The sequence below is a fragment of the Butyrivibrio sp. WCD3002 genome (assembly GCF_000424265.1).
Classification (GTDB): Bacteria; Bacillota; Clostridia; order Lachnospirales; family Lachnospiraceae; genus Butyrivibrio.
In genome coordinates, this window is the sequence record NZ_AUJO01000023.1 from 12030 (window position 1) to 33629 (window position 21600).

At 38.9% G+C, this 21600-nt stretch carries 22 protein-coding genes and 1 pseudogene; 2 read left to right on the forward strand and 21 right to left on the reverse strand.

Annotated features, from left to right (window positions below):
- The first annotated feature begins 7 nt into the window (after positions 1-7).
- Complete coding sequence (locus G608_RS0114405; protein WP_026496627.1) at positions 8-880, forward strand: LysR family transcriptional regulator; 873 nt, start codon at positions 8-10, stop codon at positions 878-880.
- 239 nt (positions 881-1119) lie between these two features.
- On the opposite strand, the pseudogene G608_RS24580 reads toward G608_RS0114405, so the two are convergent.
- The 9 genes and pseudogenes from G608_RS24580 to G608_RS0114455 form a co-directional block, all read right to left on the reverse strand.
- Positions 1120-1296, reverse strand: a pseudogene (locus tag G608_RS24580) (aldo/keto reductase); the annotation flags it as partial.
- On the reverse strand, positions 1289-1612 hold the full coding sequence (locus tag G608_RS24585) for a hypothetical protein (RefSeq protein WP_026496629.1): 324 nt from the start codon (positions 1610-1612) through the stop codon (positions 1289-1291). The gene G608_RS24585 and the pseudogene G608_RS24580, both read right to left, overlap by 8 nt.
- The gene (locus G608_RS0114420) at positions 1594-2277 is read right to left on the reverse strand and encodes a hypothetical protein (RefSeq protein ID WP_026496630.1); all 684 of its coding nucleotides are present in this window, start codon (positions 2275-2277) and stop codon (positions 1594-1596) included. Before G608_RS0114420 ends, G608_RS24585 begins: the two co-directional genes overlap by 19 nt.
- 2 nt (positions 2278-2279) lie before the next feature.
- Entirely contained in the window at positions 2280-2510 is a 231-nt protein-coding gene (locus G608_RS0114425; RefSeq protein ID WP_026496631.1) for a hypothetical protein, read from the reverse strand.
- Between the two features lie 157 nt (positions 2511-2667).
- Positions 2668-3195 (reverse strand): YbaK/EbsC family protein, encoded by a 528-nt coding sequence (locus G608_RS23925; RefSeq protein ID WP_051209379.1) that lies wholly within the window; start codon positions 3193-3195, stop codon positions 2668-2670.
- Between the two features lie 127 nt (positions 3196-3322).
- Positions 3323-4780: an MFS transporter gene (locus tag G608_RS0114440; RefSeq protein WP_026496632.1), complete on the reverse strand. Its 1458-nt coding sequence runs from the start codon at positions 4778-4780 to the stop codon at positions 3323-3325.
- A gap of 3 nt (positions 4781-4783) precedes the next feature.
- Positions 4784-7855, reverse strand: a complete 3072-nt coding sequence (locus G608_RS0114445) for a glycoside hydrolase family 2 (protein WP_026496633.1) — start codon at positions 7853-7855, stop codon at positions 4784-4786.
- Positions 7856-7859: 4 nt separating this feature from the next.
- Positions 7860-9194 (reverse strand): glycoside hydrolase family 1 protein, encoded by a 1335-nt coding sequence (locus G608_RS0114450; protein WP_442852225.1) that lies wholly within the window; start codon positions 9192-9194, stop codon positions 7860-7862.
- A 24-nt stretch (positions 9195-9218) separates the two neighbouring features.
- A complete protein-coding gene (locus G608_RS0114455) occupies positions 9219-11678 on the reverse strand; it encodes a glycoside hydrolase family 3 protein (RefSeq protein WP_026496635.1) in 2460 nt (819 codons plus the stop codon).
- Positions 11679-11805: 127 nt separating this feature from the next.
- Here G608_RS0114455 and G608_RS0114460 point away from each other — a divergent pair, with 127 nt between their 5' ends.
- Entirely contained in the window at positions 11806-13002 is a 1197-nt protein-coding gene (locus tag G608_RS0114460) for a helix-turn-helix domain-containing protein (RefSeq protein ID WP_035795756.1), read from the forward strand.
- A gap of 21 nt (positions 13003-13023) precedes the next feature.
- Here the strand turns inward: G608_RS0114460 and G608_RS0114465 are convergent, their stop codons facing one another.
- The 12 genes from G608_RS0114465 to G608_RS0114530 all read right to left on the reverse strand — a co-directional run bounded on the left by G608_RS0114465 (position 13024) and on the right by G608_RS0114530 (position 21451).
- Entirely contained in the window at positions 13024-14430 is a 1407-nt protein-coding gene (locus G608_RS0114465; RefSeq protein WP_026496637.1) for an MFS transporter, read from the reverse strand.
- A 203-nt stretch (positions 14431-14633) separates the two neighbouring features.
- Positions 14634-14909: a helix-turn-helix transcriptional regulator gene (locus G608_RS0114470; protein WP_026496638.1), complete on the reverse strand. Its 276-nt coding sequence runs from the start codon at positions 14907-14909 to the stop codon at positions 14634-14636.
- Between the two features lie 361 nt (positions 14910-15270).
- The gene (locus G608_RS23930; RefSeq protein WP_081677439.1) at positions 15271-16236 is read right to left on the reverse strand and encodes a GNAT family N-acetyltransferase; all 966 of its coding nucleotides are present in this window, start codon (positions 16234-16236) and stop codon (positions 15271-15273) included.
- A gap of 17 nt (positions 16237-16253) precedes the next feature.
- Positions 16254-16793: a flavodoxin family protein gene (locus G608_RS23645; RefSeq protein WP_026496640.1), complete on the reverse strand. Its 540-nt coding sequence runs from the start codon at positions 16791-16793 to the stop codon at positions 16254-16256.
- Positions 16794-17237 (reverse strand): GNAT family N-acetyltransferase, encoded by a 444-nt coding sequence (locus G608_RS23650; protein ID WP_026496641.1) that lies wholly within the window; start codon positions 17235-17237, stop codon positions 16794-16796.
- A gap of 73 nt (positions 17238-17310) precedes the next feature.
- Entirely contained in the window at positions 17311-17748 is a 438-nt protein-coding gene (locus G608_RS0114495) for a hypothetical protein (protein ID WP_026496642.1), read from the reverse strand.
- A gap of 22 nt (positions 17749-17770) precedes the next feature.
- Positions 17771-18001: a tautomerase family protein gene (locus tag G608_RS0114500; protein WP_026496643.1), complete on the reverse strand. Its 231-nt coding sequence runs from the start codon at positions 17999-18001 to the stop codon at positions 17771-17773.
- A gap of 30 nt (positions 18002-18031) precedes the next feature.
- Entirely contained in the window at positions 18032-18592 is a 561-nt protein-coding gene (locus G608_RS21345; RefSeq protein WP_051209382.1) for a histidine phosphatase family protein, read from the reverse strand.
- Between the two features lie 433 nt (positions 18593-19025).
- Positions 19026-19604, reverse strand: coding sequence for a hypothetical protein (locus G608_RS0114515; protein ID WP_442852226.1), 579 nt, complete (start codon positions 19602-19604; stop codon positions 19026-19028).
- Positions 19605-19726: 122 nt separating this feature from the next.
- Positions 19727-19882 carry a DUF523 domain-containing protein gene (locus G608_RS23935; protein ID WP_242829403.1) on the reverse strand — a complete coding sequence of 52 codons (156 nt, stop codon included), beginning with the start codon at positions 19880-19882 and terminating at the stop codon, positions 19727-19729.
- A gap of 118 nt (positions 19883-20000) precedes the next feature.
- Positions 20001-20927 carry a ketopantoate reductase family protein gene (locus G608_RS0114525; RefSeq protein WP_026496645.1) on the reverse strand — a complete coding sequence of 309 codons (927 nt, stop codon included), beginning with the start codon at positions 20925-20927 and terminating at the stop codon, positions 20001-20003.
- Positions 20928-20965: 38 nt separating this feature from the next.
- Positions 20966-21451 (reverse strand): GNAT family N-acetyltransferase, encoded by a 486-nt coding sequence (locus tag G608_RS0114530; RefSeq protein WP_026496646.1) that lies wholly within the window; start codon positions 21449-21451, stop codon positions 20966-20968.
- Positions 21452-21600 lie beyond the last annotated feature (149 nt).

The following is a 21600-nucleotide window of genomic DNA, read 5'->3' on the forward strand; positions in this document are numbered from 1 at the left end:
GGTTTTCATGGAAATAAAAAATCTCAGATACTTTCTTGCAGTTGCAAGGGAAGAAAATATGTCAAAGGCTGCTGAGCTGCTTCATGTATCGCAGCCTACTCTTTCAAAGACATTAAAAGCATTAGAGGAAGAACTTGGAAAAAAGTTATTTGTCAGGCATAGCTTCAGTATTTCACTCACTGATGAGGGGATGCTTTTGCGTGACCGCGCTCAGGATCTTGTGGCCATGTCAGATAAGATCGAACAGGAATTTAACTCCCTGGATGATATAACAGGTGGAGATATATATTTTGGACTGGCAGAAAGCTATCAGATCAGATACCTCGCCAGAGAGATTTATAAGTTAAAAGAAAAATACCCTAATTTCACTTATCATATAACAAGCGGAGATACTGAGCAGGTTACTGAAAAGCTTGATAAGGGCATTTTAGACTTTGCTGTACTATGTGAAACACCTGACAGCAATAAATACGAATATGTAAAATTTCCTGAAGCTGATGTGTGGGGAGCAATCATATCTTCATCTCATCCCCTTGCAAAGAAAAAATCCATCCATGTCTCTGACCTGATAGAACAGCCTCTGTTTGTCTCTGAGCAAAGTTGGAACAATGAAATCAAAGCATGGGCCAAAGACAGATATCCTGAACTAAAGCTTGAGGGTTCCTTTAGACTTTCTTATAACGGCTCTGTATTTGCAAGAGAAAACCTTGGAATACTTCTTACATTTAAAAATCTGATAAATACTGAAGGAACTGACATGGTATTCAGACCGCTTTCACCTGAACTTAAATCAGAGCTGTATCTGATATGGAACAAGTATCAGACCTTTACTCCTATTGCGGAAAAATTTCTGGAGCAGATAAAAAAGACTTTCAAGTAATTTGCAAGTGCTGATATCTTCCTGCTGTCTGTACGATTTTTTCTGCCATCTTATTTCTCTCCTCCTACTATTTTCTGTGCTCCTATAGTCCAAACATGTTTTTTGGATGCATCAGTTCTTTTATTCTGCGCCATGACACCTGCAAGCGGATGGGGGACATATGGCTCTTCAAGGTAATCAAGCTCTTCATCCGTTAGTTCCAGATCTACCGCTTTTGCTGCACCTTCTATATGATGGAGCTTGGTCGCACCTACCACATCCTCACGCTTTGCAAATTCTCTGAGCGCACGTCCTACGTACTGCTCACTGGTTCCGCTCTGATATGCTATAGCTGTATCATAGAAATTAACTCCAAGATCAAGCCCTCTTTTTATGATTTCCCTAGAATGCTCTTCGTCAATCGTCCAGCTATGCTGCCTGCTTGGTAACTGCATGAGAATCCTTTGAGAATTTCTTTACAAAGAAGCCAAACACGTTACGAACAAATGGTCCTGCAAAGAAAAGCTGCCAGCAAAGAGCCATAGGGAAATTAAGGGCTGTAGTATGAATCCATACTGCCACAAGTTCTTTTCCTGCATCCTTAAAGAGCAGTGTCGCTGCAAAGCTCCTTTCATAAAACAGGGAAGATTTAACACGAACCATTGGTTGATATGCCACAAATGCAGCATTTATGCGTGACTCTATCATGGGTTGAGTCTGTTTCAGTACTACTATTATTCTAGCTTTATCCATTCAATAGATGTATTTTCCTTTGAATATTCATCCACAAGAGCATTGAACTCCTCTTCTGTAATGACATCGAACTTCTCTATATTCTCAAGGTAGTCCTGTGGCGGATTCTCCTGCATATAAAACTCTGGTGCGCCGGACTCAGCCCAATCATCGTAGTAGTTTACAAACGCCATGACAACCTTAGCTTCTCCTTGATCAGCAATTTCTGATACAACATACATCTTACGGCCTTCATGACCTGTATCTCCACTGACAAACTGATTCTTGTCATTTATGAAAGTAACTCCGGAGGATCCAAGATTCTCCACATTCGCTGACTGGATCTTATTGTCCTTATACTCGATGATGTCATAAATCCAATATCCAAAAGAGCGGACAATCAGCTCATTTATGCCATCCCCATTCATGTCAAAGAGAGCATATTCCATATCAGGCTCTCCCACAGCCCAGAAGGTCTCGCCGTTTGCATCAGCTTCATTCCCCTTCAGATACTCCATAAAATGTGCATCAGCATCGCTTTCCTTACCCACTGTTGACGGAAGCTCAATAGTTGTGGGCTCATCTGCACCACCGATTATTTCTGCATCATCTGTCTTTTTTGCGCCGCAGGCTGTCACACCAAATGCAATCACCAGTGACATCGCAACTAATATAGCTCTTTTCATGATCAATCCTCCTTAAATATCGAATAGTCCCTCTCAAAAAGAACCTCTAACATCTGCTTTTTCAGCAGTTCTTTATCTACGCTCTCCATCAGGTACCTCTTACGGTACATCTTGCTCTTATCAGAATACTTGTACAGCCCATTCTCTTCCTGCAACACAGCCAGCTCCCGCTTCCACAAAAGTTCCATCTGATTGGTCAGCTTTACCTTCGGGCTCAGCTGCGGAGAACGCATCTCGTACCTTGCTACTCAGAATTGTTTCTGGTTCCAATAGTCATATCTGAACCCTATTGTTGTATTTTGATGCAAGCATCCATTAGCAATCTTACTATATTACAGAAGATAAAAAAATGCCATGTAACGGCATTTTTCCGAAACATGGCATATAAGCTCAGATATAACTTACTGTCTCTGATAACTCTTTTCTGCTGTTATGATTATCAAGTGGTCCAGCTCCTTCTGCAGCATAGCCGAGATCAAGAAGCATCAGAATCTCCTCATTCTCTGGAAGGCCAAGGTCCTCCGCAAGTGCTTCCGGGTCAAAGAAATTGAGCCAGCAGCTGTCAACGCCTTCATTTGCTGCAGCAAGCCATATCGGAATCTCTGCAGGTACTGCAAACGGACACACTCCTCCTGGCTGAAATCCAGTTATATCTTCCACCTGGGCCCTCGGGATCATGTGGGGCTTAGTATGGAAAACAGATTTGAACTTGGAGCTGTTTACTTTGCCATCACCAGCCATTACAACAATAACAGGCCTATCCTCAACTATAAACGACAGCGTCTTGGCAATCTCAGGCTCTGTGCATCCAATCTGTTGAGCTGCATGCTCTACGGTATCTATCGTCTCAGCGTGCTCTGTAAGCCTGTCTCCGAATCCCTTTATATCCAAAAATTCTTTTACCTTAGCGTTTATCATCCGGTTCACCTCATCATATATGATAGACAAAAATGCCCATTGTTTCCAATACGTTTTGTTTATTGTCAGCCATAAACAAAGACTATAATCACTTTATGATATGTATTCATCTAAAGGTAAATAAGGATTACATATAGGCATTTTCTTTTCTCCTTTCCAAATCACGAATCATTTTTTCTCTTTCCAAAACAGTCAAGGGGTACTTTCCATAAACCAAAAATGCGAGAGCTCCACAAATAATTGGAATCACAGCCGTCAAATTTCCAAAGCACTGAAGCATTCCCTGTAAAGAATCCGGGCTTCCCAAATACTTACTTGCCTCCACCCTCGTTTCATATCCAAAAATAACCCAGAGGGCTCCAATAAATGCCAAACCTGATGATTTCTGTAACTCTGATAATAGTCTTGTAAAAGATTCTATAGTCGCATTCGCCGGCTTACCGGTCTTCCAAAGCGCATAATCCATCGTCTCCACAGCCAAAAGATTTCCCGGCAAAAACGCCATTCCACATCCAAACAGCAAAAACGCCAACATAGCAAAATAAAGATTTGAATTAAAGGTAAATTGGCCACAAATTTGTAGAATCTCCATAACAACACCCATAAATATCGTAATTGCAATGGAGATCTTCATCCCTTTAACAGGATTTTTCTCCTTTTTACACAAGGCAGCAGATGCCAATGTACCAAAAACAAAAGGGATAAACTCAACAATTCCAAGTATCATAGACAAATATGAAAACTTTCCTGTATCCAGATATCCAGTTTCAAACTCGTAGCAATAATTCCATTTCACATAGTACATAGCAATTAATGTAATTGTCACATAAATAAAACCCACAAAAAAATTCCCAATCTGATAGGTTACAAAGGGTTTGTTCTTCTTCACCATACGAAAAATATCCAGTGCGTGGAAGGTGACGTGTTTTCTGGTCTGTTTTAATATCTTATTCTCGTTTACAAGTACTACTCCTATCAAAGAAAGAATCATGGAAACAAGAATCAGCACCATAACATACGTCCCAATTCCAGCGCGTTGATTTTCAAAATATTCTTTATAATGCTCTACAAATTGAAACATAAATATGAAAGGAATGACTGCTACAAATCCAACTAGTCTTGGCCACAGAATAAAAGAGATTCTTCGATTATAATCCATCGTCATGGTTTGAATTAGCGCACCGTTTACAAAAAACGAAGATCCAAAATCGTAGATTAAATAAAAACAAATAATATATGCAACCAAGGACTTCGGATCACTACATAAGGCTTTCGGAATATGAAAAATCATAAGGGAAGCAAAAGATACCATTCCTACGCCAAGAGCACAGAAAAATCTATATTGTTTTTTCCCTTTGGATACCACCCAGTCAATTAACCAACCTTGTATCAGATTTGTTGCCGCATCCAAAAGATGTAGAAAAGGAAGAAGCGTCGCCGTAATAAAAACACTTCCAAACATATCTTCAACCGGAAAATAATCCGTCAGATAAAATGCCAAAAAAGACGAAATCAAAACTTCACTTATCGTCTTTGTCAAAGACATCATGGATATTCCAATTATATTTTTCACTTCATTTTTCATGCTTTATTCCTTCGATATCACTTTCATCAAAAAATGAGTTACATATAATTCATTGGATTTTATACGATACTTATCATAAAAAGATTCCATTCCCGGCAGATCACCACCAACACCACTCATTTTTCCATAGATGTTTAACGTTGTTTCCTCGCCTCTTTGAAGTTCATAAATATGCTTTGCGTTCTCCAGATTTTTTTTGGAATAATCCCAAGCAGAAAACTCCATTCCATCTTCGGACAAATTCCACACAAAAATATCATGTTGCTTTCCCTCCAAAGACAAAAAGCGCACATCACAATGATTTCCATTTTCTTGCGGTCGCAAATACATATGACTCATATCCGATAGTCCTTTTTCATACAAACCTAAAAGTGCACTTTCTTTCCGATCTATATAATTTTCATGGGGTCCACGACCATACCACCGGCAGCGTTCAAATGTCTCTTGAAAAGAAAAAGAAACTCCCGTTGCTACAACATCTTTTCTTTTGGTTTTTACTTTTACCAAAACTTCATAATATCCATTTTTATAGTCCGTAATCTCTGTTTCCAATTTATTGCAAAAAGGATGTCCATAAACCGTTTGAATGCTTCGTTTTCCGACTTCATTTTTTGTTATTTGATTCAGAATACAGAGTCTTTTATTAGCAGCATCCCACTGTCTTACCAAAACAGTGTTTTCCAGCTGAGGTACAAAATGCCCTAAATCAATGTTATTGTCTGTTGCCACTCTGGACAGCTCCAGATTCATAACTCCATTTGCCATTTGAAAACCCAGGTCTTTATGTACCAAAGTCGCTTCCCGGTCACTTTTTCCAACATCCGGTTTAACCAAGTGAAATGGACGAATCACAAACTGTGACACAGCCACAGCACTTCTTTCCAATTCATTTTCATCTTTTGGAAAAAAATAAAAATTGACAATAATTTCTCCATCTTTTGGAAACTCCTGTCTTCTTATTTCTTCCAAAATAATCGTTTTTTGCTTTCCCGGCAGTATTCCCTGTAACTTCTCTTCTTCTATTTTTTTCTTCAAAACCGGAACTCCGTTGCAACATAGTTCCCAGATCAAATCATAGAACGGCAAGACAGAACAAAACATTTGATGATTATAAATATGAAAACATCCGCTTTTTGGATGAGTGCTTCTAACATCCAGCCACTGATAGCATTTTTTTACCTCATATGCGTCCGGATGAAAACTTCTGTCTGCAAACAATATTCCGTTGCCACAAAAAGCTCCATCACTCTTCTTATCCTTCTTTTTCTTAAATCCATCTTCGGAGTAGGTTTCTTCAAAATCTATCCCGTATAAATACCGATTTTCTCCATCTTTCTTTACACAGATAGCCTGATCCACAAAATCCCATATAAAACCGCCACACATGTGAGGATATTTTTCAAACGCTTTTGTGTATTCAGAAAAATTACCCAAACTGTTTCCCATTGCATGGGCGTATTCGCAAAGCACCACCGGCATTTCCTCGTACAAATCACAGGTAATATCTTTGTTGTCCGCCGCCAATGAATTCATTACACCATCCATCAACCCTACAATTGCTTCCTTATGGCACAACTGATCTAAGGTTTCTTCTGTTGGATACATACGGCTTAAAAAATCCGTGCATTCCTTATCATGCATCCCTTCATAGTGAAAAGGTCTGGTTCCGTCTAACGCCCCACCTCTGGCACGCATTTTTTTGAATACATCTCCCATACCGGCTTCATTTCCAAGACTCCAAATAATGACGCAGGGATGATTGCGGTCCCGCAAAATCATTCTCTCAATACGATCCACACAAGGAACTTCCCACTCTTTTTTTGACATAGGAAGGATTCTCCGAACTCCGTGAGACTCCAAATCAGTTTCATCCATAACCAAAATTCCGTATTGGTCACAAAGACGATAAAACAAAGGATTATTGGGATAATGACTGGTACGCACTGCATTGATATTCAATTCTTTTAAAATTCGAATATCCTCCATATAACGTTCTTCGCTAAGGGTCCAGCCGGTCTTGGGGTCAAAGTCATGTCTGTTGACACCTTTTAAAATTAGTCGTTTCCCGTTTAAGTACAGTATGTTGTCTTTTATTTTTATTTCTCGGAATCCAAACTTTTCCTCTTTGAAATAAATCTTTTCCCCGACATTCCATCGTATTTGTACATCATATAGCTTTGGGGATTCATGGCTCCATAACAGTGGAGCCACCTCCCCTTTCATTTTGAAAAACGTTTTTCCTTTTTTTAACGTCACCGATGCTTTTTGCAGAAATTCCAGTTCGGAAATCTCCACTTCTACTTCAGTGACCTGATTATCCCAGACAGACTCAAAATACAATTCGATTTGAAAATCACAAGGCACCTTTGTATCCCACATCAAATCTTTCTGCCACTTTGTGGGAAAAGAAGCATGCATAAAATAGTCACGCACCGTCACCTTTGGTTCCCAATACAAAAACACATCCCTATAAATTCCACTGAAGAACCACATGTCCTGATCTTCAAGATAAGTGCCATCGCTATATCGATATACAATGGCTGTCACTTGATTTTCTCCCGGTTTCAAATAGTCCGATACCTGAAACTCATGTGGTGTCATAGAACCTTGAGAATAGCCTACGTATTTCCCGTTTACATAGACTTCCAAAGCTGATTTCACTGCTCCAAAATGCAAATAAACATTTTTATCCTTCCAAGCCTCCTCGTAAGAAAAACTTCTTCGATACACTCCAATCTCCTGAAGTTTTTCGCTTATATGGGGAATATTCCCTTTTTGCGTGTCGATTGCCTGGGGATAAGAAGATGCAAAATAATAGGGCGAACCATATCCTTGGAGTTGCCACACTCTTGGCACAACAATATCATCCCAGGCACTGTCATCATAAGTATCACAAGCATACTCTTTTTTCACATTACATCCCTGAATATACAAAAACTTCCATTTCCCGTTTAGGGATGTCTGATTCTCATTCTCACCAAAATCTGCTGGATGAACTTCCTTTGGAAAAGACAGGACATGACCATCTTCTTTATTCTCTTTTATAAATGTGATATCTTCCCATTTTTTATTCATTTACTTATATTGTTTCTCCGTTTGATTCAATAATCTTTTTATACTCATAAGCAGAATCTTTGAGAATCCGCTTTTGAGTACGAAAATCCACGTAAATTAAACCAAATCTTGGGTCGTAACCCTCTGCCCATTCGAAGTTATCAATAATGGACCAATGCTGATACCCAATAACCTCATATCCTTCATTAACCGCTCTTTTTAATTCACTTAAATAGCGATGGATAAAATCCACTCTTTGCGGATCATGTACCTTCCCGTCCAACTGCTCGAAGTCCAGATTTGCCATACCATTTTCCGTAATCATAATTGGGAGTCCATAACGTTCTGACATAAATCGAATTGCCCAATATAAAACCCTTTCATCAATGACCCATCCCAATTGAGTTCTGGGAATTCCAGGCTTCGGATCATGTTTTTCCTTTGTCCAATCCTGATCATTGGATGGTGCATAAACATTCAATCCCAAAAAATCCAAAGGCTGATGGATTTCATCCATATGTTTCGTTTTGGTACGAAAGATTCCAAAGGCATTTTCTTTTTCCCCCTTCAGAATCGGATCAAACCACCATTTATTGCTCATAACACCAATCGTAGATTCAAAAGACAATCTTCTGGCTTCTTCTATTGCCTCCACAGAATCATTCTCTGGAACATAGGCTGCTGTTGCCATGGCAATTCCAACTTTTGGCTTTTTTACAGCATTTGCTCGAATGGTTTTCACCGCAACTCCATGGCAGCGCATACAGTTTTCCGATATTCTTGCAAGGGCAAGCGGTCTCTTATGAAAAGGTGCATGAGCTCCCTGTAAATGACCATTCATAATAAAACACTGAGGTTCATTAATTGTCATCCAATAAGCTACGCGATCAGAAAATGCCCGAACTACCACTTCCGTATATTCACGAAAATAATCTACAATCTTATTAGTGTACCAGCCTCCCATATCCTGCATCCAAACCGGCAAATCCCAGTGAAAGATCGTAATCATAGGTTCGATATCATTTGCAATCAATTCGTCTATTAATTGGTTGTAAAATGCAATTCCCTTCTCATTTACCATTCCGGGTTTTGGAATAATACGAGACCAGCTTAGAGAAAATCGATAGGACTTCAAACCGATTTCCTTCATCAATGCCACATCTTCTTTCCAATGATGATAATGATCACAGGAAGTGTGACAATCTTCTCCATTTTTAATCTTTTTGGAGGGCGCCACGTCCCAAATACTTGGTGTTCTTCCATCCTCATTCCAAGCCCCTTCTATCTGTGGTGCCGCAGACGCAGCTCCCCATAAGAAGTTTTCATTAAATACATTTGGCATATTCTTCTCCTCTTTCATATTTTGAGTTATTATTTCAACTTTCTATCCTACATAATCGCTCTTCATTACAAGACGCAGGATTCGTTCTACGCTAATTTGTGCTGCCTTTCGATTCAATCGTCCTGTCTTTAAATCATTTAACAATTGCTTCACTGCAGAACCATCCCCAGGCATAATCAAATCATTTCCGTTATTCGCACATTGATAATAATCACCTTTTCCCTTTGTGATGGCACCCCAGTCTGTCATAACCACTCCGCTGTATCCCCATTCTTTTCGAAGTACATTCATCAACAATTCATTATGATTTGCAGTATATGTACCGTTTAATTTGTTATAGGATGTCATCAACGACCATGGATTACTCTCACGAATTGCAATTTCAAATCCCTTTAAGTAGATTTCTCTCAAAGCCCGTTCTCCAATATTAGATGACATATACTCTCGTTCTGTTTCCTGATTGTTGGCGCAAAAATGTTTTATTGTCACGCCCACTCCACCTAAGTGCTGCACTCCATCAATAATTGACGCCGCCATATAACCGGACAACAAAGGATCTTCCGATGCATACTCAAAGTTTCTACCGCACAGTGGGTTCTTTTGAATATTTATAGCCGGTGCAAGCCACAATGTAATTCCATATTTTTTCATTTCACGTCCAACAGCATCGCCAACCTTGTAAATCAACTCTCGATTCCAAGTTTGTGTTCTTACCGTAGTAGAGGGAAAAGCCGTCGTAAACTGACAAATCATTCGATCTCTCTTGGGATTTCCTACAGCAATCCATTCCATTTTCGGCAAAAAACCATAACTCCAATTTTCAGGGAGATGAAGATAACTTTTTTCCATTCCTCCTTTTGTAATTAGAGACTGTGGAGTCAGATTTAAGCCTGCCGGTCCATCCGCCATGTTAATACTAGGCAATTTATGCTTTTTCCAAAGGATATTTGAAGTTCTTCCTACGGTTCCCGGTGTACGAACGTAGCCATAGCTAACGACCGATCCTCCAACCAGCATGGTACACAGCTCTTCATCTGTCAGATTTAAAACGCGGTTCGAAGGTATTACTCCTTCTGATTGATGTTCTGAAATGTAAGAATCAAATACTGAAGTGTCAATCTCTAATAAAGGAAGTTCACGATTCTCAATAAAACTATTCTCAAAAATCTTCTCATCGAATTTCACTTTACATGAGTTCAACGGCTCTACTTTTTTGAGTAAACAAGCTTGCTGAACCACAGCAATCGTAATTGCATTTAAATTATCAGCCGAAGTCCCTTCAAAGAAAACATACTCTCCGGATAGTAAATATTCCCCATGCATATCGGCTTGATAAGTAACCAAATCCTTCAAGGATACTTCAATTTCTAAGATTTCCTCTTCTCCGGGATTCAGTTTCTTGGTTTTTCCATAACCAGCCAATTCTTTCATCACCTGATATATATCTGCAGAAGGCTTGCGAACATATATTTCCACTACATCTTTTCCGGAATAAACTGCACCGGTGTTCTTTACACAAATGCGAAAAACAAGTTTGGTCCCCTTCTGCTTAACATCCAAGTAACAATGTTCAAATGTTGTATACGACATACCATATCCAAAGGCAAACCTTGGCTCTATATGATTTGCGTGAAACCATCGATAACCAACGTAGATACCCTCTTTAAAGTTTGCTTCCTTGGAATTCTCTCCCAAAAAGCCGTATTCATCAGCTCCAGGGAAATCATAATAATCTTTTGCCCATGTTGCAGTAAGACGACCACTGGGAGATTCATTCCCCAGCAAAATATCTGCTACCGCATTTCCTGCCTCTTCTCCCGGCTGACCAATATACAATAAAGCATCCGGTTTCGTTTCTTCCCTATCCATAAAAGAACAGTCAACACTTCCACCACTGTTAATCAAAACTACAACCTTCTTATAATGCTTCTTCAAAAAAGAAATGGAATCTACTTCCGTACGTGATAAAAAGTAATCTCCCTCTTCCAGTTTTCTGTCGCCACCTTCACCGGCTTGTCTTGCAACAATATAGATTGCGACGTCACATTCCTCTTTCACATGCTTCTCGCATATTTCATCCCCTACAGGAAAAACGAAGTGATGCTTATCAATCTCTCGAAACATATCCATCACATTCCACAGATGATATCCGCGAATATGTTCTTCCACATCATCCTTCCACGCCTTACGCTTCCTTTTATATTTCTCGTCAAATTCGTCTATCCAAAGAGAAGATTCTATTTTTACTCCAGCATTTTTTAGTCCCTGCTCTATCGTTACTTTTTGACGTCCCTTTGTTTCTCCGCTTCCGGTTCCGCCAAAAACAGTCATTCTTGCTCCGGTACCAAACAAAGCAACGGTTCTTTCCTGAAGAGGTAGAACTCCATTGTTGTACAGCAGCACAAAACCCTCTTCTGCCACTTGTCTGGATAATAAGCGATTTTCTTTTTCCAATTGACTTTCTTCATCATTATTCGGTGATACGACAATAAAATCTTTCATCTTCTAACCTTCCTGCTTCTACATAATCTATGTTCTTTAATCATAAGATACTTGATTCCCCCATGTTGATAATGTAAAATTATCTTTAGAATTGTAATTTATATTTTATTGAGGTGACGTAATACTTATGAATTATAATGATTTTTGCCAACTATTCTATGCCGCCCACAATATACCAATTGCTTATTTTAAAGATGGTCAATTTATATCATTCTGTGGCTATCCGGATTATTTTTCACCAAGCATCCGGATTTTCGACCAATTATCTGCTTCCAACAAAATAATAACAACCTCCTTAGCTGATGATAATTGCTACTATGGTCTGGTACAGTTGAACGCAGGCAAAGACACTTCTCTTTTGATTGGTCCTGTTATTTCTTCCATGCTTAATGAAGAAATCATTCATAGTTTTATGAGAGCACACAGCATCCCTCCCGGCCAAAAAAATAAACTTGCTGATGATTTAAATCGACTGGCCCGAGTAAGCTATCACCAATTCACCAACATTCTTTCTATGGTTTTTTTTACAATACACAGGAAAAAGCCCGCATTAGAAGATTTGTTCTCCATAGCAAATCCCAATCTAAAAAAAGATATTGCCAAAAAAGTATCCCATTCCTCCTATGAAGCAAGGGAAGAGCAAAATATTCACGGTACCTATGTGCTGGAACAACAAATACTAAGCTACGTAAAATCAGGTAATGTAGCTCAGTTGGAAAACTTTTTATTGCAACATGTAAAAAACCAACCCTTGTCAGAAGGAACTGTTGGTGATTCTCCACTTCGGCAGGCAAAGAATATTTTTCTTGGTCAGGTTGCAACGATTGGAAAATTTGCGGCTATACCGGCAGGGTTAGATATAGAATTAACTTACCAGTTAATCGACCAGTACTCCTTGGAATGTGAACGCTTGCATACTATCTTTGATATTACTTCACTTCAATATAATATGCTGGTTGACTTCACCAAACGCATCTCAGAAAAAATGACTCCTTCTGGCTTAAGTAAAGATGTGTACACCTGCATTCAATTTGTAAACGGACACGTGAATGAAAACATATCTGTTGATGACGTCAGTAATCATATTCATCGAAGTCGATCCTACACACTTTCCCATTTCAAAGAAGAGCTGGGGTTCAACTTAGGAGAGTACATTACACACGCAAAAATCCAAGAAGCAAAAAGTTTACTTACATTCACCGATAAATCTCTTAGTGAAATCAGCAACTATCTTTGTTTTTCCAGTCAATCTTATTTTCAGAATGTGTTTAAAAAGATTGCCGGCGAAACACCCCTTACTTATAGAAAAAAGACACAGAAGTAATCTACTTCTGTGTCTTTTGCCTTATGCTTCAGAATTCATTCTTCTCTTTTCCACTTCTTCTTTCATCTGAGGCAGTTTATCTTCCAAATCAAATCCTCTGAAAATAAGATACATAAGAAGATTAATAAAAATGGGGAAGATATTTGCAAATCCATAAATGGAATATCTCATGGATGTAGTTGCAACCTGCAAAGATGCGTCATAGGCTCCAAGCACCAAAAATATGGATAAAATAACGGAACCAATTCCGGATCCCACTTTTGAGCCAAATCCAATAGCACCGGATGAGATTGCTACCAGTTTTTTATCATACTTATATTCGTTGTAGTCTACAGCCATTCCCAAAAGTACACCATACAAACACATCAACGGCATCATCATTACACTTGATACAATTCCGGTTGCAACATACATTACAATATTGCCGGGCGCCAAACAACGAATAATCATTGCTCCTACGGTTCCAAGCAATCCAAAATCAATCGCACCTTTGACTCCCAGTTTCTCGATAATCGGTTTTGAAATACCAAATCCTATTACCGTTCCCAAAAGACCAAAACCACCAACTAACGCTACCAGATTATCGTTCCCGAAAATCCACTTACAATAATAGGTATTTGCTGAAGCTGATATGGCATTTGTAACACTGGTAATAATATTAAACAATAAAACTATTACCCAATACTTACTGGCAAATAACATTTTTGCAGCTTCTTTAAAAGGAACTTTTTCTTCCTCTTTTTCTTCCGTTTCATATTCTGCAGCCTTCATTACGGCTTTATTTCCGTTAATACTACAAATCAATAAAGACAACAGCACTACCAAGGCAATTATAAAGCCAAACTTAATCCATGCATTTTGTGTGCCTCCTAAAGCATTGGTAATCGGAATAATTGCTATAGCCATAATAATACCTGAAATATAAGAACCAATTGCACGAAAGATTCCAAGGTTTGACCTTTCGTCCAGACTTTTCGTTCGAACCACAATTGTTGCTGCAAAGGGTGTAGATATTAATGTATAAAAAACAGCAGTAAGCAAAATATTTGTTAATGTCACATAGGCAAAGGATGCCACCTGACTAATATCCTTTGGAACAGTAAACAGCAAAATAATTGTAATTGCTGCCGGAATCATCATACGTTTCATCCACTTGTAGTATTTCTCATTTCCACCTTTGGATTGCTCCACAACATTTCCAAACCAGATATCTGTAACTGCATCAATGACCTTTGCAATTCCCATTGCAATACCTACGCCACCAACAGCCAGCCCCACTTTATCTGTATAAAAATATGTTAACTGACCAACCAGGTTAGCGATTAAAGCAAGACCAAACTGTCCCAGCATATCTGCCAAATAGTCATACCCTCTTAAGACTTTTTGCACACCATTTTTATCAACTCCTAGCTCTTTATGTTTTCCCATAATTGCCTCCTTTTTTACTATATGATATAAATAGCATCTAAAAGAAGATCAATATTGTAAAATATTATTTCATAGTGTAATTTTATCTTTATTTTCGAAGCTGATTTCAAGAACAACGTACATCACTTTCATCCACACCAATTTGAATAATCATATTATTCATTTATTTCTCATAACCTCCACCATCTATTCCACATCATAATTTATGCACATAAAGGAAGAAGAGGACTTTCGTCCTCTCCAGCTGTCATGTTATGAACAAGAATGTCATCTATATGACATCCGAATAATATACTAAGTCTTACAAGATTATCTGCATTAGGTAAGCACTGGCCGCGCTGCCACTTATAAATTGCCTGCTCGGATTCAAGCCCCAGAGCATTTGCGAGATCAAATACCTTGTAGTGGTTCTGTTTGCGAAGCTGTTTTATTTTGTTACCTGTAGCCTGCATATCAACAAATACTTCGAAAATGTCCATGGTTGCCTCCTCTATTAACAAAAAAGAATCTACGCCACCATCCCGTTCCAATATAATACCATAAACATATTCATGAAAAAATATACCTGTGGTTTAGTTTAGTCCCACAAATCCCAGAACCACATAGGTTTCTGTCTTCTCCAGGCAAAGATTCCAAGTCCTGTAAGTATTGCACTTACAGGAACCATTATTACAAGCCAAATAATCAATGCCCCCATACACACTCCTCCATAATCTACAGTTCTTTTTTCATATAACCACATGTAAATGGAAAGAAATCAAATTTCTTTGTCCCCACATGAACAGCTCCGTTATCCTCATACCACTTCCCTTAGCTTCATATTCCCACCAAAACTCCACTTCAAATACGGTACTCAAACCATTCGTCATCTGTTCTGACAAAACCTACGGACTTAAACATCCGCTGGCTTTGAGTGTTAAAAGAGTAGATGTTAGCTCTAACTTTAGTCATACCTTTTTCTCGGGCAAGTTCAATCATATTCAGTATGCATCTTCTGCCAATGTGACGGTTTTGATACTCCTTACAGACAACTATTGCAAGCTCTGCATTATCCCTAAGAGATACATCCCCCACAAGTCTGCCCTGATACTTTATGTAGTAGCAGTTACCATGGCTACTAAGAAAATCGTACATAGCATGCAGAGTATCAATATCATATACGTGGTCTACATTATCGACCTGCTTGCAAACATCAGGGTCTTGATACCATTTAAAAGATTCCTCATCATTTCTGTAATATGGAATAAGGTCTATATAATCATCGACTTTGCGATTTAGCTTAAGTTCAAAAGTATCCAACTCCTGCTTTACCATTTCAAGCATTCTTTTATCTCTTTTAATCATGATTTCATTGAAATAATCAGCGCTGGAATACGCTTCGTTAGTTGCAATAGCCTCATCTATGTTCACTATTCGCAGCTCAAATCCAGCATCATCTTCATATACATCCAGGTCCTGTCCGACAACTCTATCCTCGACATCACAGAAGTAGTAATAATTCTCCTGTTCAAAGATTTCGCCATCCTTTAAAGTGCTCTTCTGTCTTCGCAATACACTTCCATATTCCCTGATAGATTCAGGAATTACGACAAGGCCCACTTCTTCCCGAACCTCTCTGATGAGAGCTTCTTTCTTATCTTCGTCATCATGGATTCCTCCGCCCGGAAACTTGTAATACTTCTCTTTCTTGCTGTAAACGAGAGCTATCTTATCATCTTTTATAATGATGGCCCTGGCTGAAGGTCTGCGAAAAACTGTATCTGTTTCTTTATAATCCTTAAGATCAATTTCAAATAACTGTTTCATACTCTTTTTATCACCACTTATATATCCTCACAAAACGCTATTATTTCCCGCTTTCTGGGCTCTACATTTTCCTTATACTCAACAGAACATAGTCCCAGGCTATTTACTGCTTGAATCTCCAAATGACCATAAAAATGCTCGATACTTTTAATTATTCGCTCACATTCAGGCATGCTTGGCCCAGTCCTCAGGGCTATGGCATAACCTCTTTTCCCTGGCCTAATCGTTGCATGTGGCTCATGGGTATTACACCATGGAGTACATCTGTCTATGAAAGCCTTGTATTGTCCAGGAATATCAGCCCAGTACGATGGAGAAACTGAAACTATCACATCTGCAGCATCAAATTCATCCATAATTACCTGAATATCATCCTCTATCACGCACTTAGCAGTGCTGTGGCACGAACGGCATCCTTTGCAAAAACTGAAGGTATAGTCATCAATACAAATGCTTTTCACATCATATTTCTTGGACAATTCCTGTGAAACAATGCTTACTATTTCCGCTGTAGCTCCGTTTCTGACCGGGCTGCAGTTGATCACTAATGCTTTCATTCATCTCTCCATCTTAACGATATATTCAGGTGTGCCTTCTTCTAACTGTCTATCTCCTGTTCTGCAGAATCCATGAGCCTCATAGAACTTGATTGCATCCTGATTCTTTTCCAGTGTCCACAAGAACCTGACTTCATATTCCTTCTTTGCAAACTCAATTAATTCAGCCCCAATACCCTGTCCCATGAAGAAATAATCAACATAAAGCTCCATTACTTCATTATTCTCAATATGAATTAATCCCTTTACTATCTCATCTTCTTCATACACCCAGATATTCTCAAGGATCTCTGGGTTGGAATACTGCTCAGCTACAGGGATCACCTGTAACTCTCCGAAAGAATATGCGTCATTATGAAAAATAGAACGATACTTCATTCTTTTTACAAATACCAGAATCTCTGCAATCCTGGACAAATCACTTTTATTGGCCCGTCTGATCATTATTTCCCCTTTTTCACTATTAGCAAAAGCCCATTAAGTCCAGTTCTTTTATGTATTTATCAGCCTTTAGTAATTATTCTTTTTTGCTCTCATATTCTATAACAGCGAGCGCATCCTCAAGGCATAAACTCTTAAGCGATCTGACTTCCTGTGGCCTTACAACACGCGGATTTTCATCTATGTATTTAGCCAGATAGTAAACAACCTGCTTTGTCACACCTGGTTTCTCCGATAACTGATATTGCTCACTTACTCTGAAATCACTTATCAGCGTGGCATCAAGATAAATATAGTTATCTCCGCGGAAAACCTGAACTGATAGAAAAGCTACTACCTGCCCATTATCCACTGCGACTATGACCTCATCTTCATGATCAGAGAAGTATCTGTTGAGATACCCTTCCTCATAACCCTCTACGTCATCCGTACAATAAATTGTCTGCAACATCTCTATGAAAAGATCTTCAATACTTGCTCTGTCGTTCTCTACTGCCTTTCGATACTCTATCATTAATTCAATACCTCATAGATATTTATTCACATGTATATCCTGGTCTTTTATATAAATACTGATCATCCGGAACAATGCTCTTATCCCATACTTGCTCTTTCCAGTTTTCCTCCGGAATATCTTTAATTGCAACAGAAACGCTCGTGGTCTTGCATCCAAGTGTTTCAGCGATTACTTCCGCAACTCTTTCAGCACATTCTTTTTTCTGCTCTTCAGTTCTTCCTGTAAAACACTTTATTTCAACGTGTGGCATTATCCTTTTCTCCAACTTCATCAACTGGCTTTAGAACATGTTGAAAAAAGAAGTTTCTTTTCCTTCTTCCTTTTTGCAGCACAGAATATTTCCCTGAATAACCGGCTCTGTCCTGTCATAGTAATCAATCTTACAATCTGATAATACCGTTCTTACAGCTGTCAATATTGCCCCGTGAGCTACAATCATTATTTTTTCATCTTCAGCAAAATCATATTTATCCAGCGCTCTTTGAGCTCTTTCACATAGCTCTGAAATTGTTTCCATCTTATATTTGGGATCTTCCAGATTAAGCTCCGGATACCATACTTCGCCCTCCAGAAGCCCACAATCTCTTTCTATGAAATCATCGTCAAATACAATTTCATCCTTGAAGCCAGTCTTCTCAGCTATAATCTCAGCACTTTGCTTTGCCCTGTCCAAAGGACTGGCAATCAATCTGTCAAATCTGACTTTGTCTCTAACCATCTGATCTGCAAGGTCCTTTATTTGCTGAATACCTACATCGTTCATAGGGATATTCATATGCCCTTGCATTCTTTTCTCATTATTCCAATCTGTCTGTCCATGTCTTACAAGGTAAAAAAGCATTTCTAAACACCTCCAAAAAGCATAGTTCTAATATATCAGAAAAAAGAGCCATCAGACAGCAATTATTCTGTCAAATGGCTCAATCACATCAATTTGTAACTTCATAAATCACTTATCTTTTCGATAAGTGAATCGCACATACCTGCCATGCCGGTTCCCTTTATCTTTTTCATGAAACAACCAAATCCCCCTCCAGAGATCTGTTTCAGCAAATATTTTTCCTCCTTGTATTTTTGACATGGTGAATAATAGCATGAAATAGCGGAAAAACCGCCTCAACAGCGAATCAATTAAGGTTCAGTTTTGAATCATAAATTTTGCAGGTATAAATCAGGATTGACTCAGAAATGAATCAGGAATAACTCAAAAAAATGGTGCAGACCAGTCTATAGTCTGCACCATTCATACTCTTTATCTTGCGAGATATAAATTCTCACTCCACTGAAAAAACAGTGTTTTTTTCAAACATTCCTATGGCAAATCCCATTTTCATAAAAAGCGGCATAGGTGAATATGCTTCGAAGCTAGTTCTCTTAAACAATTCTTCCAAAGTGAGTTCTTCATAGTATCCATAGGGATTTGCAACAGTTACCTTATTATTCGGTATATCTGCACCAATGATCAATGAATAATGTAACGTCCATTCATCCCCGTAGAGAGCTGCCCATTCAAACGGAACCGGCTTTCCGGATGCCAACGTATCATACATGATATCTATAAACTCAGTATTAGTCACATACTTGTGAATCTCCGTTTTAAATTCCGGAAACTGCTTATTCATTTCATTACAAAATTTCTGACCAGTTGAAGTGATTATCTTTCCATATTCATCATAAAGATCTTCCTCTGTCAGATTCCCTCCATTCCAAAAGGAAAACATTTCGATGACGGCATAACCACAAGAAATATCCTGCTGAATCACTTCAACATTCTCGATTGTTATCGGAGTCTTATATTTTTCACTTGTAAATACCGTGGAATAGTCATTCTGTGTCATCTTCGTTCTAATCACTACAATAAGCAATGCAGCAATTATCACACATGTTAATAGGATTAAAATACTTCCTAAAATCTTTAAAAACTTTTTCATTTATTCTCCCTAAAAATCATTTACATTCTAAGTTATTCTGCAAATTATATTTTCGAAGTCTTCCCTCTACCTTCTGCATCATTTACAACTTGTGATATGATTTTTGTAACATCAGCCTCAGGCAAATCTTTCAGATAATTGTTGCCGCCATTATACTTGCAATTCTGTCCCAGCAAACAGGCACTGACCATAATCTTCATAAACAAGCTCCTGTCTCATTATTTAGTGTTTACGGCTAATTTTCACCTTTCCCAGCTATCACTGTTTACCGTAACGATTCCTTTAACATCGCCTCTATAGCTGCAATAAAGGCTTCAATTATTCGTAATCAAAAATCCCATCATTCTTTTCTTCCAATGCCTTCAGCATATGAAATGCAAATTCATTGTACGGCGTAGGAATACCAAGTTCTTCTCCCATACGGATAATTGCCCCCGAAAACATGTCCACTTCTGTATGCCGTTTTGCATCCAGGTCCTGAAGAGTCGAATATCTTGCCCTCTTAGAAACCTTACTTCCTCTAGTTGATGAGGGATCCGCTAAAGATATATCTATACCTCTAGCCTCTGCAATCGCATCAAGCTCTTTTACAAGCCCTTCCCTGAGTGCAGCCACATGTTCGCTGTCGCCATAGGCTCCGACTCCTACCCCGAGCATCGCCTGGGGAAGGTTGTTCCCGACGTTTAATCTGAACTTGCTCCATATCTCTGGCAGGATTACATCCGTCTCCCTATAGTTAAGCCACGTTCCTTCAAACAGTTTTCCTATGGCTTCAGTCCTGTCAGACCGGGTTCCATCTTTTTCTCCATATATTATTCCTATCGTGGTTTCGGGATCAAAGCGGATACTGTTCTGCTTTCTTTCAGATGCAACTTTTATCAGAGAAGGAACAATGTTATCCTCTCCAATTGCTGATGCGATTGTCTCCTCGCTGTCTACACCATTCATAAGGCTCATCACTACTGTGTGCTCACAGGCGATTTCTTTTATATCTGCAACTGCTGACTGCAGATCATTATATTTTACAGCGACAATGACCAGATCCGCACCATATGCTTCTGCCGGAGTTTTAACTTTTGGCCTGTATAGCTTGTCATTGATAACAAGTCCTTCACTCTCAATTCTCTCCTTGCGCTCTCCCTGTGCAATCACTGAAATATCTATGTCTTCTTTATTTGAAAGTCCCCACAGAATATAGCATCCCACAGCGCCAGCTCCGATTATTGCTATCTTTTTAAAATTCATCTTACTCTGTCCTTTTCACTTTGCAGTAAATTACTATTTCAAGTTTTGTCTTTCGCCAATTCCTTGAGAGTTGTCCCTGTGACTCTGTATACTGTCCACTCGTCCATCGGGACAGCGCCCATTGAAAGATAAAAATCAATACTCGGCTTATTCCAGTCAAGACATGCCCACTCCAGTCTTCCACATTTACGTTCAACTGCAATTCTGGCAAGTTCCTTCAGTATTGCCTTGCCATATCCTTTTCCGCGATACTCCGGAAGAACAAAAAGATCCTCAAGATATATCCCTGCTCTTCCCAGAAAAGTAGAAAAGTTATGAAAAAACAGCGCGAATCCAATCTCTTTTCCATCTTCACATGCAAAAATGACCTCAGCCTTTTTCTGCTCAAAAAGCCATTCACTCAATAGCTCCTCAGTTGCCACCACTTCATCAAGCATTCTTTCATAAATAGCCAGTTCCTTAATGAAGAACAGGATCAACTTGCAGTCTTCAATTGTTGCGCTCCTGAAACTTAGTTTTTGCATACCATTCCTCCATGATAAAAACTAATTTCTACTATATCAAAAAAGGAGCCATTTAACAGTAAATTAAACAACTCCCTCTTCATTATATTGATAACATCAGCATCCCTTGCCATCTATTCCACAGGCTGCTCCAGCTTCTCCAGGATGAA

What these genes read in the sequence shown, in the direction of transcription:
- G608_RS0114405 (WP_026496627.1), top strand. Translation starts at nt 8, where the DNA reads ATGGAAATAAAAAATCTCAGATACTTTCTTGCAGTTGCAAGGGAAGAA.
- G608_RS24585 (WP_026496629.1), bottom strand. Translation starts at nt 1,612, where the DNA reads ATGGATAAAGCTAGAATAATAGTAGTACTGAAACAGACTCAACCCATG.
- G608_RS0114420 (WP_026496630.1), bottom strand. Translation starts at nt 2,277, where the DNA reads ATGAAAAGAGCTATATTAGTTGCGATGTCACTGGTGATTGCATTTGGT.
- G608_RS0114425 (WP_026496631.1), bottom strand. Translation starts at nt 2,510, where the DNA reads ATGCGTTCTCCGCAGCTGAGCCCGAAGGTAAAGCTGACCAATCAGATG.
- G608_RS23925 (WP_051209379.1), bottom strand. Translation starts at nt 3,195, where the DNA reads ATGATAAACGCTAAGGTAAAAGAATTTTTGGATATAAAGGGATTCGGA.
- G608_RS0114440 (WP_026496632.1), bottom strand. Translation starts at nt 4,780, where the DNA reads ATGAAAAATGAAGTGAAAAATATAATTGGAATATCCATGATGTCTTTG.
- G608_RS0114445 (WP_026496633.1), bottom strand. Translation starts at nt 7,855, where the DNA reads ATGAATAAAAAATGGGAAGATATCACATTTATAAAAGAGAATAAAGAA.
- G608_RS0114450 (WP_442852225.1), bottom strand. Translation starts at nt 9,194, where the DNA reads ATGAAAGAGGAGAAGAATATGCCAAATGTATTTAATGAAAACTTCTTA.
- G608_RS0114455 (WP_026496635.1), bottom strand. Translation starts at nt 11,678, where the DNA reads ATGAAAGATTTTATTGTCGTATCACCGAATAATGATGAAGAAAGTCAA.
- G608_RS0114460 (WP_035795756.1), top strand. Translation starts at nt 11,806, where the DNA reads ATGAATTATAATGATTTTTGCCAACTATTCTATGCCGCCCACAATATA.
- G608_RS0114465 (WP_026496637.1), bottom strand. Translation starts at nt 14,430, where the DNA reads ATGGGAAAACATAAAGAGCTAGGAGTTGATAAAAATGGTGTGCAAAAA.
- G608_RS0114470 (WP_026496638.1), bottom strand. Translation starts at nt 14,909, where the DNA reads ATGGACATTTTCGAAGTATTTGTTGATATGCAGGCTACAGGTAACAAA.
- G608_RS23930 (WP_081677439.1), bottom strand. Translation starts at nt 16,236, where the DNA reads ATGAAACAGTTATTTGAAATTGATCTTAAGGATTATAAAGAAACAGAT.
- G608_RS23645 (WP_026496640.1), bottom strand. Translation starts at nt 16,793, where the DNA reads ATGAAAGCATTAGTGATCAACTGCAGCCCGGTCAGAAACGGAGCTACA.
- G608_RS23650 (WP_026496641.1), bottom strand. Translation starts at nt 17,237, where the DNA reads ATGATCAGACGGGCCAATAAAAGTGATTTGTCCAGGATTGCAGAGATT.
- G608_RS0114495 (WP_026496642.1), bottom strand. Translation starts at nt 17,748, where the DNA reads ATGATAGAGTATCGAAAGGCAGTAGAGAACGACAGAGCAAGTATTGAA.
- G608_RS0114500 (WP_026496643.1), bottom strand. Translation starts at nt 18,001, where the DNA reads ATGCCACACGTTGAAATAAAGTGTTTTACAGGAAGAACTGAAGAGCAG.
- G608_RS21345 (WP_051209382.1), bottom strand. Translation starts at nt 18,592, where the DNA reads ATGCTTTTTTACCTTGTAAGACATGGACAGACAGATTGGAATAATGAG.
- G608_RS23935 (WP_242829403.1), bottom strand. Translation starts at nt 19,882, where the DNA reads ATGAAGATTATGGTCAGTGCCTGTTTGCTGGGACAGAATTGCAAGTAT.
- G608_RS0114525 (WP_026496645.1), bottom strand. Translation starts at nt 20,927, where the DNA reads ATGAATTTTAAAAAGATAGCAATAATCGGAGCTGGCGCTGTGGGATGC.
- G608_RS0114530 (WP_026496646.1), bottom strand. Translation starts at nt 21,451, where the DNA reads ATGCAAAAACTAAGTTTCAGGAGCGCAACAATTGAAGACTGCAAGTTG.